This window comes from Pseudorhodoferax sp. Leaf265 (assembly GCF_001422365.1).
In the GTDB taxonomy this organism is placed as follows: domain Bacteria; phylum Pseudomonadota; class Gammaproteobacteria; order Burkholderiales; family Burkholderiaceae_C; genus Pseudorhodoferax.
Genome location: NZ_LMMT01000011.1, coordinates 116,260 through 131,559, shown reverse-complemented (window position 1 = coordinate 131,559; position 15,300 = coordinate 116,260). Strand labels below are relative to the sequence as shown.

The window sequence follows — 15,300 nt, the reverse complement described above, 5'->3', positions numbered from 1 at the left end:
CGCTGCCCCCCGAGGGGGCGTTCGCGCCTAAGGGCGGCCTGTCGGCGCTCAACCAACTCTCGATCCGCGGCGTCTCGCGCACCTTCACGAGCCCCGGCGGCAAGTCGACCCAGGCCTTGCAGCCGGTCGATTTCGAGGTGCGCAAGAACGACTTCGTGACCATCCTCGGCCCTTCGGGCTGCGGCAAGTCCACGCTGCTGCGCATCGTCGCGGGGCTGGACTACCCGACCTCCGGCCAGGTGCTGCTGGACGGCCAGAACGTGGAAGGCCCCGGCGCCGACCGCGGCATGGTGTTCCAGAGCTACACGCTGTTCCCCTGGCTCAACATCGAGCAGAACATCCGCTTCGGCCTGCGCGAGCGCAACCTGCCCGAGGCCCAGCAGAAGGAGCGCGCCGACTACTTCATCGCCAAGGTCGGCCTGCGCGGCTTCGAGCAGCACTTTCCCAAGCAGCTGTCGGGCGGCATGCAGCAGCGCACGGCGATCGCGCGGGCGCTGGCCAACGACCCCAAGATCCTGCTCATGGACGAGCCCTTCGGCGCGCTCGACAACCAGACCCGCGTGCTCATGCAGGAGCTGCTGCTGGGCATCTGGGAGGCCGAGCAGAAGACGGTGCTGTTCGTCACGCACGACATCGACGAGGCCATCTTCATGGCCAGCCGCGTGGCCGTGTTCAGCGCGCGGCCCGGCCGCATCAAGACCGAGATCGCGGTGGACCTGCCGCACCCGCGGCACTACACGGTCAAGACCACGCCCGCGTTCATGGAGCTGAAGGCCCGGCTGACCGAAGAGATCCGCGCCGAGTCCATGGCCGCGGCGGAACATTGAGCATGAAGCCCGGCCCTGCGACCGCCAGACAGGCCTCCGCGCGCTCGGAGGCCGCGCCCGCGCTGGCGCTGTACGAGCAGGTCAAGGAGCACATCACGCGCCGCATCCAGAGCGGCGAGTGGCCGGCCGGCCACCGGCTGCCGTCCGAGCACGAGCTGGTGGCCCAGTTCGGCATCTCGCGCATGACGGCCAACCGCGCGCTGCGCGAACTCATGGACCAGGGCAGGGTGGTGCGCGTGGCCGGCGTGGGCAGTTTCGTGGCCGAGGCCAAGCCGCAGTCCACGCTCTTGCAGATCGCCAACATCGCCAGCGAGATCCGCAGCCGCGGGCACGACTATGGCTTCCAGCTGATCGCTGCCGAGCGCGTGGCGGCCTCGCCCGACGTGGCGGTCTGGATGGACGTGCGCATGGGCGAGTCGCTCGTGCACTGCGTCTGCCTGCACCTGGAGGACGGCGTGCCCGTGCAGCTGGAAGACCGCTATGTGAACCCACGCATCGTGCCGGCCTTTTTCGAGCAGGACTTCTCGGCCGTGACGCCCAGCGAGTACCTGGTGCGCAACGTGCCGTTCGACCAGATCGAGCACCTGGTCGACGCGGTGCTGCCCACGGCCGAGCAGGCCGAGCGCCTGACCATGGACCAGGCCGAGCCCTGTTTGCTGCTGACGCGCCGCACCTGGGCACGCGGCCAGACCATCACGCTGGTGCGCTGCCTGCACCCGGCCTCGCGCTACCGGTTGGGCAGCCGCTTGCGCAACGACGGCAACCAGGGTCTGGCCTGAATTTTTTGCGCCTCCACTTGTATAGACAGGAAAAGCGATGACCCCTGAAACGAACACCTTGACGCTCTCGCCGGGCGCTGTCGGCCTGGCCGCGTTGCGCCGCATCCACAGCGGTGGGGTACGGCTGGCGCTGGACGACAGCGCACGCCCCGGCCTGCTGGCCGCGCAGGCCACCGTGCAGTCCATCCTCGATGCCGGCGCCGTGGTCTACGGCATCAACACCGGCTTCGGCAAGCTCGCGCAGACGGTGATCCCGCCCGAGCGGCTGGCCGAGTTGCAGCGCAACCTGGTGCTCTCGCACAGCGTGGGCACGGGCGCGCCCCTGGCGGCCGGCGTGGTGCGGCTGGTGCTGGCGACCAAGGCTGTGAGCCTGGCGCGCGGCCACTCGGGCATCCGGCCGGAGATCGTCGATGCGCTGCTGGCGCTGTTCAATGCCGGCGTGGTGCCACGCATTCCGGCCAAGGGCTCGGTCGGCGCCTCGGGCGACCTGGCGCCGCTGGCGCACCTGGCCTGCGTGCTGATCGGGGAGGGCGAGGCGGAACTCGCGGACGGCCGCGTGGTGCCGGGCTTTGATGCGATGCGCGCCATCGGCCTGGAACCCTTCGTGCTGGGCCCCAAGGAGGGCCTGGCGCTGCTCAATGGCACGCAGGTCTCCACCGCGCTGGCGCTGGCCGGCCTGTTCGGCGCCGAGCACGTGTTCGCCGCGGGCCTGATGGCCGGCGCGCTCTCGCTCGAAGCCATCCAGGGCTCGATCAAGCCCTTCGATGCGCGCATCCACGCCGCACGCGGCCAGCCCGGTCAGATCGCCGTGGCCGGCGCCGTGCGCGCACTGCTGGAAGGCAGCGAGATCATCCCCGGCCATGCCAACTGCGGCCGCGTGCAGGACCCGTACTCGATCCGCTGCATCCCGCAGGTCATGGGCGCCTGCCTGGACAACCTGACCCATGCAGCGCGCGTGCTGGTGACCGAGGCCAATGCGGCGTCCGACAACCCGCTGGTCTTCACCGACACGGGCGAGGTGATCTCGGGCGGCAACTTCCACGCCGAGCCCGTGGCCTTCGCGGCCGACATCATCGCGCTGGCCATCGCCGAGATCGGCGCCATCTCCGAACGCCGCATGGCGCTGCTGCTGGACTCGGGCCTGTCGATGCTGCCACCCTTCTTGGTGCGCGACGGCGGCGTCAACTCCGGTTTCATGATCGCCCAGGTCACCGCCGCGGCGCTCGCGTCCGAGAACAAGTCGCTGGCCCACCCGGCCAGCGTGGACAGCCTGCCCACCTCGGCCAACCAGGAGGACCATGTGTCCATGGCCACCTTCGCCGCGCGCCGCCTGGCCGACATGGTGGAGAACACGGCCGTGGTCGTCGGCATCGAGGCCATGGCCGCCTGCCAGGGCATCGAACTGAAACACGAGCTCAAGTCCAGCCCGCTCATGGAAGCCGAGTTCGATGCCATCCGCGCGCACGTGGGCTTCATCGAGCAGGACCGCTACCTTGCGCCCGACGTGGAGTCCATGCGGCAATGGGCCCTGGGTGCCCAGGGCCGTGCCTGGCCGAGCGCCGTCACCGCCATCCTTCCGAGCCACGCCTGAACACCCCCAAGGAGACCGCCATGAACGCACCCGCGCCTTTCGTCGCCGCCATCGGCACCCGCCACGACCCCAGCCGCCGCATCGCCGCGCCAACGGGCACTGCGCTCACGTGCAAGAGCTGGCTGACCGAGGCACCGTTCCGCATGCTGCAGAACAACCTGCACCCCGACGTGGCCGAGCGGCCCGAGGACCTGGTTGTCTACGGCGGCATCGGCCGCGCGGCGCGCAACTGGGAATGCTTCGACCAGATCCTGGCCTCGCTCAAGGACCTGGACGAGGACGAGACGCTGCTGGTGCAGTCGGGCAAGCCCGTCGGCGTGTTCAAGACCCATGCCGACGCGCCGCGCGTGCTGCTGGCCAACTCCAACCTCGTGCCCAAGTGGGGCAATTGGGAACACTTCAACGAACTGGACCGCAAGGGCCTCTTCATGTACGGCCAGATGACCGCTGGCAGCTGGATCTACATCGGCAGCCAGGGCATCGTGCAGGGCACATTCGAGACCTTCGTCGAGGCCGGCCGCCAGCACTACCACAACGACCTCGCCGGCAGGTGGATCCTGACCGCCGGCCTGGGCGGCATGGGCGGCGCGCAGCCGCTGGCCGCGACCCTGGCCGGCGCCGTCTCGCTGAACATCGAGTGCCAGCAGAGCTCGATCGACTTCCGGCTGCGCACGCGCTATGTGGACAAGCAGGCCCGTGACATCGACCACGCCATCGAACTGATCCGCCAGCACACGGCGGCCAAGGAGGCGGTCTCCATCGCGCTGCTGGGCAATGCGGCCGAGGTGCTGCCCGAACTCGTGAAGCGCGCGAAGGCCGGTGGCCTCAAGCCCGACCTCGTGACCGACCAGACCTCCGCCCACGACCTGGTGCACGGCTACCTGCCGGCCGGCTGGACCGTGCCGCAGTGGAAGGCCGCCATGGCAGACCCGGCCCAGCATGCCGCGCTCACGAAGGCCGCCGCGCAGAGCTGCGCCGTGCACGTGCAGGCCATGCTGGACTTCCAGGCCATGGGCGTGCCCACCGTGGACTACGGCAACAACATCCGCCAGGTGGCCAAGGACGAAGGTGTGGCGAACGCGTTCGACTTCCCCGGCTTCGTGCCGGCCTACATCCGGCCGCTGTTCTGCGAGGGCAAGGGCCCGTTCCGCTGGGTTGCGCTCTCGGGCGACCCCGAGGACATCTACAAGACCGACGCCAAGATCAAGGAGCTGTTTCCCGAGAACAAGCACACGCACCGCTGGCTGGACATGGCGCGCGAGCGCATCGCCTTCCAGGGCCTGCCGGCGCGCATCTGCTGGCTGGGCCTGGGCGAGCGGCACCTCGCGGGCCTGGCCTTCAACGAGATGGTGCGCACGGGTGAGCTCAAGGCCCCCATCGTGATCGGCCGCGACCACCTGGACACGGGCTCGGTCGCCAGCCCCAACCGCGAGACCGAAGGCATGCGCGACGGGACCGACGCGGTCAGTGACTGGCCGCTGCTCAACGCACTGCTCAACACCGCGGGCGGTGCCACCTGGGTCAGCCTGCACCACGGCGGCGGCGTGGGCATGGGCTACTCGCAGCATGCGGGCATGGTCATCGTGTGCGATGGCACCGAGGCAGCGGACAAGCGGCTGGCCCGCGTGCTCATCAACGACTGCGGCTCGGGTGTGATGCGCCATGCCGATGCAGGCTACGAACTCGCGGTGGCGACCGCCAAGAAGTTTGGCCTCAAGCTGCCGATGGTGAAGTGAGCATGCAGACGCTGCCCGACACCGAAGCGCTGCGCCAGCGCGTGGCCGAGCGCGTGGACGATGCGACGGTCGAACAGTTCCAGCGCGACGGCGCCTGCGTCATCCGCCAGTTGCTGACGCAGGGCGAACGCGCGCTGCTGGCAGACGGCATCGAGGCCAACCTGGCCGCACCCAGCCCGCGCGGCAAGGTCGCGAGCCGGCCCGACGACCCGGGCCGCTTCTTCGAGGACTTCTGCAACTGGCAGCACATCCCGGCCTACCGGCGCTTCGTGTTCGAGACGCCGCTGGCCCTGCTGGCCCAGCGCCTCATGGGCTCGCGCGAAGTGCGGCTCTACCACGACCACCTGCTCGTCAAGGAGCCCGGCACGCGGCAGAAGACGCCCTGGCACCAGGACCAGCCCTACTACAACATCGACGGCCTGCAGAACGTGAGCATGTGGATCCCGGTCGACCCGGTGCCGCGCGCGTCCACGCTGGAGTTCGTGGCCGGCTCGCACCGCGGCCCCTGGCTCATGCCGCGCACCTTCATGGACCACCAGGCCAAGTGGTTCCCCGAAGGCAGCCTGGCGGACCTGCCCGACATCGAGGCGGCGCGCGAGCGCTTCCCCATCCTGGGCTGGGACGTTGCACCGGGCGACTTCGTCTGCTTCCACATGCTGACCCTGCACGCGGCCGCCGGAGTCGGCAACCAGCAGCGCCGCCGCGTGTTCTCGCTGCGCTTCCTGGGCGACGACATCCGCCATGCGCCGCGGCGCTGGACCACCTCGCCCGACTTCCCGGGCCTGGCCGATGAACTGCCGGCCGGCGCGCCCATGGACCATGCGCTATTCCCGCGCCTGGTCGGTTGAGCCCCGGCCCCGATCCTGCTAGATCCCACGCCTGCATCACTTCCCTACCGGAGATTCCCCATGCCTCTTCGCCGCCACCTGCTGGCCCTGGCCCTGCTGTCGTCCACCGCCTTCGGCGCCCATGCCCAGGCCGTGCTCAAGGTCGCCACCGACGCCACCTTCCCGCCCATGGAGTTCTTCGAGAACAACCAGCGCACGGGCTTCGACACCGAGCTCGTGGAGGCCGTCGGCAAGCAGATGGGCCGCAAGATCGAGTGGGTGGACATCGACTTCAAGGGCCTGATCCCGGCCCTGGTCTCCAAGCGCGTGGACATGGCGGTGTCGGCCATCTACATCACCGACGAGCGCAAGAAGGTCGTGGACTTCACGGCGCCCTACTACGCGGGCGGCCTGGTGGCCATGGTCAAGGCCGACAACGCCACCATCAAGTCGCCGGCGGACCTGGCCGGCAAGAAGGTCAGCGTGCAGGTGGGCACCAAGTCGGTGAGCTACCTCAAGGAAGCCCATCCCAAGGTGCAGCTGGTCGAGGTCGAGAAGAACCAGGAGATGTTCAACCTCGTGGACGTGGGCCGCAGCGACGCCGCCGTCACGGGCAAGCCCGCCGCCTACCAGTACGTGCGCACGCGGCCCGGCCTCAAGGTGCTGCCCGAGCAGCTCACGACCGAGGAGTACGGCATGGCGATCCGCAAGGACACGCCGGAGCTGACGAAAGCCGTGAACGAGGCGCTGGCCATGCTCAAGGCGAACGGCAGCTACGCCGCCATCGTCAAGAAGTGGTTTCCGGCGACGCCTTGATGTGGCCGCGGTCGATTGAAATGAAACCCTCGGCGCGCCTAGGCCGAGCGCAGCGACGGCCCGAGCGCCAGGCCGAGCGCAGCGATGGCCCGAATGTGACTTCCCCCTGTGCCCCTGCCGAGGAGCGCAGTGCCATGGGCTGCGCGGGGAACCTCGCGCTTCGTGAACTGACTCATTGCGCTTGTTCGAATGCAGTGAACGAAGTGAACAGCATGAGTTGCGCAATGCAGCCCATGGCGCGAGCACCGCAGGTTGCCCGGNCTGACTCATTGCGCTTGTTCGAATGCAGTGAACGAAGTGAACAGCATGAGTTGCGCAATGCAGCCCATGGCGCGAGCACCGCAGGTTGCCCGGAGCGCTAGCGGAGGGACAGGGGCACCGGGGTCGCCTTCTTTTGCTTACTTTTCTTGGCGAGACAAGAAAAGTAAGTCCGGGTGTGGGGTGGATAGCCCCACCTCCGAACGCCGATCAGGCGTGGTCGTCGATAGAACACACTGCGTTCGCGCAAGCCTCAGAGGCCGGGATGTGCGCCCGGCAGCGCAGTCACTTTCTCTTGTCCCGCCAAGAGAAAGTAACCAAAGAGAAGGCGGCCCCGGTGCCCCCGTCCCTCCGCTAGCGCTCCGGGCAACCTGCGGTGCTCGCGGCCTGGGCGCATTGCACAACTCGCACCACTCACTGCGTTCGTTCANCCCCGGTGCCCCCGTCCCTCCGCTAGCGCTCCGGGCAACCTGCGGTGCTCGCGGCCTGGGCGCATTGCACAACTCGCACCACTCACTGCGTTCGTTCAGCTCGAACAAGTGCAATGAGTCAGTCAACAAAGCGCGAGGTTCCCCGCGCCGCCCAGGCCACTGCGCTCCTCGGCGTGGGCACAGGGGCCCCGGGAGCGGGGACAGACACGGGCCATCGCTGCGCTCGGCCGCGGCTTTTTTCGGCATGGACTTCTGACATGGATCTGGACTTCTCCCCCGTCTGGGGCGGCTGGGACGCGCTCGCGCGCGGCACGCTGGTCACCATCGAGATCACGGTTTGCGCGCTGCTGCTGGGCTGCATGCTGGGCCTGCTGGTCGGCATCGGCCGCCTGAACCCGCAGCGGCGCTGGCTCTACGGCGCCTGCACCGCCTACGTCACCGTGGTGCGCGGCACGCCCTTGCTGGTGCAGCTGTTCATCCTGTTCTTCGGCCTGCCGCACTTCGGCCTGCTGCTGCCGGCCTTCCTGTGCGGCGTGCTGGGCCTGGGCGTGTACTCGGGCGCCTATGTGTCGGAGATCGTGCGCGGCGCCATCCAGTCCATCGACCAGGGCCAGACCCTGGCCGCGCAGTCGCTGGGCATGACGGCGCCCACGGCCATGCGCCACATCATCCTGCCGCAGGCCGTGGTGCGCATGATCCCGCCGCTGGGCAACGAGTTCATCGCGCTGATCAAGAACTCGGCGCTGGTCTCGCTGCTGACCATCCACGACGTGATGCACGAAGGGCAGAAGATCATCAGCACGTCCTACCGCTCGCTGGAGGTCTACCTGGCGATCGCGGCCGTGTACTTTGCGCTGACCGGCACCGTGATGCTGGTGCTGCGGCATTTCGAACGGCGCTTGAGCCAGGGAGGGTTGGTGCGGTGAGTTCCACAGTGCAGCGTTTCGATGTGGCGGACTTGCCCGCCATGCCCTGGAAGAACGGCGGCGGCAGCACGCGCGAGATCGCGAGCTGGCCACCGGGCGCGGGCTTCGAGGGCTTTGACTGGCGCGTCTCGATCGCCAGCATCGCGGCCAGCGGCCCGTTCTCGCAGTTCGTGGGGGTCGACCGCATCATCACGCTGCTGGAGGGCGACGGCGTGCGCCTGCACGGCGATGGCCTGGAGCACCGCCTGGCCACGCCGCTGGCGCCCTTCGCGTTCAGCGGCGACGCGCGCATCGACTGCACACTGCTGGGCGGCCCCTCCAGCGATTTCAACGTGATGACGCGGCGCGGCCGGCTGCGCGCTGCATTCCATGTCCTGCACCGCGCGGCCGAGCTTCCCGCGGCCCCGCATGGCCTGCTGCTGGCATGGCGCAGCAACTGGCTTGCGGGCGACACGCCGCTCGCCCCGGGCCAAGGCCTGTGGTGGGCGGATGCGGCCACCTGCTGGCGCCTGCACACCGTGGACGCCGACGCTGCGCTGCTGGCCGTGCAATGGCATCCAGCCCGATAGGAAACCCCATGCCTTCTTTCGACACCCTGGCTTCGGCCGATGGCCTGTGGACCGGCCTCACGGGCCTGGACGGCCAGCCCTGCGCCATCGCCGTGCAGGACGGCCGGATCGCCTGGACCGGCGCGCCCGATGCCGTGCCCGCGGCCTGTGCGGCCCTTCCACGCCACGCAGGGCAGGGCGCGCTCGTCACGCCCGGCCTCGTGGACTGCCACACCCACCTGGTCTACGGCGGCCAGCGCGCCAATGAATTCGCGATGCGCCTGGCCGGTGCGAGCTACGAAGAGGTGGCCAAGGCGGGCGGCGGCATCGTCTCCAGCGTGCGCGCCACGCGCGCGGCCAGCGAGGACGAACTCTTCGCCAGGGCCTCGGCCCGTTTGCAAAGCCTGCTGGCCGAGGGCGTGTGCGCCATCGAGATCAAGTCGGGTTACGGCCTTGCGCTCGAACACGAGCGCAAGCAGCTGCGCGTGGCGCGGCGCCTGGCCGCTGCCCACGGCGTGACCGTTCGCACCACCTTCCTGGGCGCGCATGCGCTGCCGCCCGAGTACGCGGGGCGCAGCCAGGAATACACCGACCTCGTTTGCCGTGAGATGCTGCCGGCCCTGCACGCCGAGGGCCTGGTCGACGCGGTCGACGTGTTCTGCGAGCGCATCGCGTTCTCGCTGGCCGAGACCGAGCAAGTGTTCCAGGCCGCGCAGGCCCTGGGCCTTCCGGTGAAGCTGCATGCCGAGCAGTTGTCGGACATGGGCGGCGCAGCGCTGGCGGCACGCTACGGCGCGCTGTCCTGCGACCACATCGAGCACCTGTCGCAGGAGGGCATCGCCGCCATGGCGGCGGCCGGCACCGTGGCCGTGCTGCTGCCAGGCGCCTACTACACGCTGCGCGACACGCACCTTCCACCCATCGCGGCGCTGCGCGCGGCCGGCGTGCCCATGGCCGTCTCCACCGACCACAACCCCGGCACCTCGCCGGCGCTGTCCTTGCTGCTGATGGCCAACATGGCCTGTACGCTGTTCCGGCTCACGGTGCCCGAGGCGATCGACGGCATCACCACGCACGCGGCGCGCGCGCTGGGCTTGCAGGAGACGCACGGTGCCATTGCGGCTGGCCGGCCGGCGAATTTCGTGCTGTGGGACCTGCAGGACGCGGCCGAACTGGCCTACTGGTTCGGCCAGCGGCCGGTTCGCGCGGTCGTGCGCCAGGGCCGCATCGCCGAGGGCGCGGTATGAGCGGGCTGTTCGCCGCCGACGCACTGCTGCCCACGGGATGGGCGCGCAACGTGCTCTTGCGCTGGGACGCCAACGGCACGCTCGTGCACGTGCAGCCCGACGCCACACGGCCCGACGGCGTCGCCCAGTCCGAAGGCCCGGTGCTGCCCGGCCTGCCCAACCTGCATTCGCACGCCTTCCAGCGCGGCATGGCCGGCCTGACCGAGTACCGCGGCGCGGCCGAGGACAGCTTCTGGAGCTGGCGCACGCTGATGTACCGCTTCGCGAACAAGCTCGATCCGGTCCTGCTCGAGGCCATCGCCTTCGGCCTGTACGTGGAGATGCTGGAGGCTGGCTACACCAGCGTCTGCGAGTTCCACTACGTGCACCATGACCGCGGCGGCGCGCCCTATGCCGACGACGCCGAACTCGCGCTGGCCCTGCTGCGCGCCGCAAAGCAGGCCGGCATCGGCCTCACGCTGCTGCCCGTGCTCTACCAGACCAGCGGCTTCGGCGGCAAGCCACCGGGGGAGGGCCAGCGCCGCTTTATCCGCACCACCGACAACATGCTGCGCCTGCTGGAGCGCTTGCGCCCGCTCTGCGCCGCCCAGGGCGCGCGCCTGGGCCTGGCCCCGCACTCGCTGCGCGCCGTGCCGCCCGACGCCCTGCGCGCAGCCGTGGCCGGCCTGCACGCGCAGGACGCCACGGCGCCCGTGCACATCCACATCGCCGAGCAGACCCAGGAGGTGGCCGACTGCATCGCCTGGAGCGGCCAGCGCCCCGTGGCCTGGCTGCTGGACCATGCGCCCGTGGACGCGCGCTGGTGCCTGGTGCACGCCACGCACATGGACGCCGATGAATACAACCGTGCCGCCACCAGCGGCGCCGTGGCCGGCCTGTGCCCCAGCACCGAGGCCAACCTGGGCGACGGCCTGTTCGACTGGCCAGCCTGGCAGGCCGCGGGTGGCGCCTGGGGCGTGGGCTCGGACAGCCATGCCTGCGTCAACGCGGCCGAGGAACTCATGCTGCTCGAATATGGCCAGCGCCTGGCCATGCGCCGGCGCAATGTGATGGCGCTGCCCGGGCAGCCGCAGGTCGCGACGGCCATGACGCTTGCGGCCGTGGCCGGTGGCGCGCAGGCGTCCGGCCGCTCGGTCGCCGGTCTGGCCACCGGCCAGCAGGCCGACCTCGTCACACTGGACGCACAGCACCCGGCCCTGGCCGGCCTGCCGGCGCCCGAGATGCTGTCGGCCCATGTCTTCGCAAGCCACCGCACGAGCGCGGTGAGCACCGTCCATGTGGCGGGCCAGGCCCGCGTGCGCGCGGCGCGCCACGCCGCACACCACGACGCAACGCAGGGCCTGGTCGCGGCCCGTACCCAACTTCTCAAGGACAGCCCATGAGCTTTTCCACCACCGAGCCCCCGTTCCGTTTCCGCCAGGGCACGCGCCCGCTGTTGGTCTCCATGCCCCACGTCGGCACCCATGTGCCGCCCGCGCTGGCCGCGCGCTTCACGGCCGAGGCGCGTGAGGTGCACGACACCGACTGGCACCTGGAGCGCCTGTACGACTTCGCCGATGCGCTGGGCGCCTCGGTGCTCGTGGCCACGCACTCGCGCTACGTGATCGACCTGAACCGCGCGCCGGATGGCGCCAGCCTCTACCCAGGCCAGAACGTGACCGGCCTGTGCCCGGTCGACACCTTCGACGAGACGCCGCTGTACCTGGATGCCGCCGACCAGCCCGGCGAGGCCGAGATCGCTGAGCGCCGCGAAGCCATCTGGCACCCGTACCACGCCAAGCTGGCCGAGGAACTCGCGCGCATCAAGGCGCAGCACGGCATCGCCATGCTGTGGGACGCGCATTCGATCCGTTCCGTGTTGCCGCGCTTCTTCGAAGGCAAGCTGCCGGACCTGAACCTGGGCACCGGCAAGGGTACGAGCTGCGACCCGGCCCTGGCCGAGCGTCTGCTCGCCATCGCCAAGGACGCCCCGGGCTACACCAGCGTGCTGAACGGCCGCTTCACGGGCGGCTACATCACGCGCCACCACGGCCGGCCGCAGGATGGACAGCACGCCGTGCAGCTCGAGATGACGCAGAGCAGCTACATGCAGGAGGCCATGCCCTTCGACTACCTGGCAGGTAGGGCAGCGGGCGTGCAGCCGCACCTGCAGCGCATGTTGCAGGCCGTGCTCGATTTCGCCGAAGCGCCCCGATGAGCGAGCTGCTGCAGGCCCTGCGTGCAGCGCTGGGCGATGACGCGGTCACCACGGGCGAGGCCATCCCGGCGCGCCAGCTGACCGACTGGAGCGGCGTGCCGCCCGTGCGCCCGCTCGCGCTGCTGCGCCCGCGCAGCACGGCGCAGGTGAGTGCCGCGTTGAAGCTGTGCAGCCAGCACCGCGTGCCTGTCGTGCCGCAGGGCGGCATGACCGGCCTGGCCGGCGCAGCCCAGCCGCTGGCACACGGCGTGGCCTTGTCGCTGGACCGCATGCAGGCCATCGAGCAGGTGGACGCCGCCACGCGCACCTTGACCGTGCAGGCCGGCGCCACCGTGCAGTCCATCCAGGAGGCGGCCAGTGCCCGGGGCCTGCTGTTCGGCGTGGACTTCGGCGCGCGCGGCTCGGCCCAGGTCGGCGGCGCGCTGGCCACCAACGCGGGCGGCAACGGCGTGCTGCGCTTCGGCATGATGCGCGAGCAGACGCTGGGCCTGGAGGTGGTGCTGGCCGACGGTTCCGTGCTGCCCATGCTGCGCCCCATGCAGAAGAACAACACGGGCTACGACTTGAAGCAGTTCTTCATCGGCGCCGAGGGCACGCTGGGCGTGATCACGCGCGCGCTGCTGCGGCTGCACCCGGCACCTAGCACGCGCGTGACCATGCTGGCCGCCGTGCCCGACTACGACGCGGCGCTGGCCCTGCTGTCGCGCCTGCAGGTGCGTGCCGGCGCTGGCCTGGCCGCCTTCGAACTCATGTGGCGCGACTTCGTGGTCGCCTCGCTGGCCTGGCAGAAGCTGCGCGAGCCCTTCGATGCGCCGCACCCGCTGCTGGCCCTGGTCGACCTCGACGGCCCCGATGCGGCGCAACTGCAGGCCGCACTCGAAGACGTGCTGGCCCCCGCCTTGCAGGACGGCCTGGTGCTGGACGCCGCCATTGCGCAATCCGAATCCCAGGCGCGCGCGTTCTGGAAGATCCGCGAGGCCACGGCCGAGCTGCCCACGAACATGCACCCGCCCGTCAACTTCGACGTGAGCCTGCCCATGGCCGAGATCGGCCGCTTCGCCGTCGCCTGCCGCGCCGCGCTCGACGCGCGCTGGCCAGGCCACGCCAGCGTGTTCTTCGGCCACATCGGCGACAGCAACCTGCATGTCTCCACCGACGCCTCGACCATCGGCGGCGACGTAGAGGGCTTGGAGCACCTGGTCTACGACCTGGTCGGCGACTTCGCCGGCAGCGTCTCGGCCGAGCACGGCATCGGCCTGCACAAGAAGCCCTACCTGGGCCGCAGCCGCACGCAGTCCGAGCTGGCGGCCATGCGCGCGATCAAGGCAGCTCTCGACCCCCTGAACCTCATGAATCCCGGAAAGATCTTCGACTGACATGCACATGCACCCACGCTCATCGCTTCGCGTATCGCTGTCCCCCGAGGGGGCGCGTCAGTGGTTGCTGGCGGCCGGGCACCACTGACATGGCCACCGACATCCTCGCCCTGGCCCGCCCCGAGGTGCCGCCGCTGCCCGTCTACAACGCCGGCCTCTCGTCCGAGGCCGTGCGCGCGCGCTACGGCGTGGACCGCATCGCGCGTCTGGGCAGCAACGAGAACCCCTACGGCCCCAGCCCGCGCGTGGCCGAGGCGCTGGCCGGGCTGGCGCAGCAGGTGCTCTGGTACTCGGACGCCGACAGCCAGGCGCTGCGCGAGGCGCTGGCGCGCCGCTGTGGCGCCACGCCCGCGCAGATCGTCGTGGGCAACGGCTCCGAATCCATCCTGCACATGCTGTGCCTGGCGCTGCTCTCGCCCGGCGAGCGCGTGCTGACGCAGCGCCCGGCCTTCGGACTGCACGAGATCTACCCGCGCATGATGGGCGCCGAGGTCGAGCTGCTGGACCTCACGCCCGCGCTCGGCTTCGACGTGGACGCCTGGTGCGCGGCGCTCGCGCGCGGCCCCAAGATCGCGATGCTGGCCAACCCCTCCAACCCGGTCGGTTGCATGTTCGGCACGGCCGACTTCGCGCGGCTGCTGGCCGCCACGCCGCGCGGCACGCTGTTGGTCGTCGACGAGGCCTATGTGGAGTACGCGCGCCTCACGCCTGGCTTCCCCGACGCACTGCCCATGCTGCGCGACTGGGGCGGCGCCTGGACCGTGCTGCGCACCTTCTCCAAGGCCTGGGGCCTGGCCGGGCTGCGCGTGGGCTACGGCATCGCGTCGGACGCCGCGCTCGTGCAGTTGCTGGACCGCGTGCGCACGCCCTTCGGCGTGAACCTCGCCGCGCAACTGGCCGCGCGCGCGGCGCTCGAGGACGAGGCCCACATGCGCCAGGCCGTGGCGCGCACCGTGGTGCAGCGCGATGGGATGCTGCACGCGCTCGAGGCCATGGGCCTGCGTGTCGCGCCTTCGGCCACCAACTTCCTGTTCGTCGACCTGGGCCGGCCCAACGGCCCTGTCAACGAGGCGTTGCTGGCCGCTGGCGTGATCGTCAAGCCCTGGAAGGAGGCCGGTTTCACGCAGTTCCTGCGCATCACCGTGGGCAGCGACGAAGACAACGCGCAGTGCCTGCAGGCGCTGCGCGACGCGCTCGCGCGCTAGGCCCCTGCCGACGCCGGCCTGCCGCCGGTGCCGAACCGATCCATCCTGCATCCGCAGGATGCGCACCCCCATGCTGCGCCGCACAATCCATCGCGCGGCCGGCTGGCCGTCCCAAGGATGCAAACATGTCGAACTTCTACGCGTCGCTGGCGCCCGCGCAGCTGCAGCAGGACATCAACCCCTGGACCTGGGTGAACCCCTTCGCCCACAGCCAGATCGGTTGGGTCAACATCAACCTGGGCAAGTCCTCCGACCCCGCACTGGAGCGCCGCATCCTGGACGACGTGGGCAGCTACGGCCGCCAGATCGGCCAGCTGGGCGACGCGCTGGAAGCGGTGCTGAACCACCTGCCGGTTGCCGAATGGAAGCCCGAGGCGCAAGAGGCTGTAGCGGCCTTCCGTTACCAGCTGCGCGAGGTCCGGCGCCTGAAGAAGGCGCACCGGGGCGGCGCCGCCGCATGACGCCAGCGCACGTGCGCCAGCGCCCCATGGCCGCGCAGGACCTGCCCCTGCTGCACTGGCTGAACCGGCTGCATA

At 70.2% G+C, this 15,300-nt stretch carries 14 protein-coding genes; all 14 read left to right on the top strand.

The features are described 5' to 3' along the window. Positions 1-2 precede the first annotated feature (2 nt). The 14 genes from ASF45_RS11545 (at position 3) to ASF45_RS11480 (ending at position 15,225) form a co-directional block, all read left to right on the top strand. Complete coding sequence (locus tag ASF45_RS11545) at positions 3-827, top strand: ABC transporter ATP-binding protein (protein WP_369802117.1); 825 nt, start codon at positions 3-5, stop codon at positions 825-827. 2 nt (positions 828-829) lie between these two features. Further along, complete coding sequence (hutC, locus tag ASF45_RS11540) at positions 830-1,606, top strand: histidine utilization repressor (RefSeq protein WP_056661771.1); 777 nt, start codon at positions 830-832, stop codon at positions 1,604-1,606. A 37-nt stretch (positions 1,607-1,643) separates the two neighbouring features. After that, positions 1,644-3,197, top strand: a complete 1,554-nt coding sequence (gene hutH / locus ASF45_RS11535; protein ID WP_056661767.1) for a histidine ammonia-lyase — start codon at positions 1,644-1,646, stop codon at positions 3,195-3,197. A 20-nt stretch (positions 3,198-3,217) separates the two neighbouring features. Continuing rightward, entirely contained in the window at positions 3,218-4,933 is a 1,716-nt protein-coding gene (hutU, locus tag ASF45_RS11530; RefSeq protein ID WP_156472966.1) for a urocanate hydratase, read from the top strand. A gap of 2 nt (positions 4,934-4,935) precedes the next feature. Continuing rightward, complete coding sequence (locus tag ASF45_RS11525) at positions 4,936-5,781, top strand: phytanoyl-CoA dioxygenase family protein (RefSeq protein ID WP_056661764.1); 846 nt, start codon at positions 4,936-4,938, stop codon at positions 5,779-5,781. Between the two features lie 60 nt (positions 5,782-5,841). Beyond that, positions 5,842-6,576: a transporter substrate-binding domain-containing protein gene (locus ASF45_RS11520; protein ID WP_056661761.1), complete on the top strand. Its 735-nt coding sequence runs from the start codon at positions 5,842-5,844 to the stop codon at positions 6,574-6,576. 946 nt (positions 6,577-7,522) lie between these two features. Further along, positions 7,523-8,191, top strand: coding sequence for an amino acid ABC transporter permease (locus tag ASF45_RS11515; protein ID WP_056661758.1), 669 nt, complete (start codon positions 7,523-7,525; stop codon positions 8,189-8,191). Continuing rightward, positions 8,188-8,760 (top strand): HutD family protein, encoded by a 573-nt coding sequence (locus tag ASF45_RS11510; RefSeq protein ID WP_255357787.1) that lies wholly within the window; start codon positions 8,188-8,190, stop codon positions 8,758-8,760. Before ASF45_RS11515 ends, ASF45_RS11510 begins: the two co-directional genes overlap by 4 nt. Positions 8,761-8,768: 8 nt before the next feature. Further along, complete coding sequence (gene hutI / locus ASF45_RS11505; protein ID WP_056661755.1) at positions 8,769-9,986, top strand: imidazolonepropionase; 1,218 nt, start codon at positions 8,769-8,771, stop codon at positions 9,984-9,986. Continuing rightward, a complete protein-coding gene (locus ASF45_RS11500) occupies positions 9,983-11,368 on the top strand; it encodes a formimidoylglutamate deiminase (RefSeq protein WP_056661753.1) in 1,386 nt (461 codons plus the stop codon). The genes hutI and ASF45_RS11500 overlap by 4 nt, the downstream gene beginning before the upstream one ends. Continuing rightward, positions 11,365-12,183, top strand: a complete 819-nt coding sequence (gene hutG, locus ASF45_RS11495; RefSeq protein ID WP_056661750.1) for an N-formylglutamate deformylase — start codon at positions 11,365-11,367, stop codon at positions 12,181-12,183. Before ASF45_RS11500 ends, hutG begins: the two co-directional genes overlap by 4 nt. Beyond that, on the top strand, positions 12,180-13,559 hold the full coding sequence (locus ASF45_RS11490) for an FAD-binding oxidoreductase (protein ID WP_056661747.1): 1,380 nt from the start codon (positions 12,180-12,182) through the stop codon (positions 13,557-13,559). The genes hutG and ASF45_RS11490 overlap by 4 nt, the downstream gene beginning before the upstream one ends. Before the next feature lie 89 nt (positions 13,560-13,648). After that, complete coding sequence (locus ASF45_RS11485) at positions 13,649-14,764, top strand: histidinol-phosphate transaminase (protein WP_056661744.1); 1,116 nt, start codon at positions 13,649-13,651, stop codon at positions 14,762-14,764. A 125-nt stretch (positions 14,765-14,889) separates the two neighbouring features. After that, a complete protein-coding gene (locus ASF45_RS11480; protein ID WP_056661740.1) occupies positions 14,890-15,225 on the top strand; it encodes a hypothetical protein in 336 nt (111 codons plus the stop codon). Positions 15,226-15,300 lie beyond the last annotated feature (75 nt).

Coding starts and splice junctions, on each gene's coding strand:
- hutI (WP_056661755.1), top strand. CDS start 8,769: ATGCCTTCTTTCGACACCCTGGCTTCGGCCGATGGCCTGTGGACCGGC.
- ASF45_RS11520 (WP_056661761.1), top strand. CDS start 5,842: ATGCCTCTTCGCCGCCACCTGCTGGCCCTGGCCCTGCTGTCGTCCACC.
- hutG (WP_056661750.1), top strand. CDS start 11,365: ATGAGCTTTTCCACCACCGAGCCCCCGTTCCGTTTCCGCCAGGGCACG.
- ASF45_RS11480 (WP_056661740.1), top strand. CDS start 14,890: ATGTCGAACTTCTACGCGTCGCTGGCGCCCGCGCAGCTGCAGCAGGAC.
- hutH (WP_056661767.1), top strand. CDS start 1,644: ATGACCCCTGAAACGAACACCTTGACGCTCTCGCCGGGCGCTGTCGGC.
- ASF45_RS11490 (WP_056661747.1), top strand. CDS start 12,180: ATGAGCGAGCTGCTGCAGGCCCTGCGTGCAGCGCTGGGCGATGACGCG.
- ASF45_RS11500 (WP_056661753.1), top strand. CDS start 9,983: ATGAGCGGGCTGTTCGCCGCCGACGCACTGCTGCCCACGGGATGGGCG.
- ASF45_RS11515 (WP_056661758.1), top strand. CDS start 7,523: ATGGATCTGGACTTCTCCCCCGTCTGGGGCGGCTGGGACGCGCTCGCG.
- ASF45_RS11485 (WP_056661744.1), top strand. CDS start 13,649: ATGGCCACCGACATCCTCGCCCTGGCCCGCCCCGAGGTGCCGCCGCTG.
- hutU (WP_156472966.1), top strand. CDS start 3,218: ATGAACGCACCCGCGCCTTTCGTCGCCGCCATCGGCACCCGCCACGAC.
- hutC (WP_056661771.1), top strand. CDS start 830: ATGAAGCCCGGCCCTGCGACCGCCAGACAGGCCTCCGCGCGCTCGGAG.
- ASF45_RS11525 (WP_056661764.1), top strand. CDS start 4,936: ATGCAGACGCTGCCCGACACCGAAGCGCTGCGCCAGCGCGTGGCCGAG.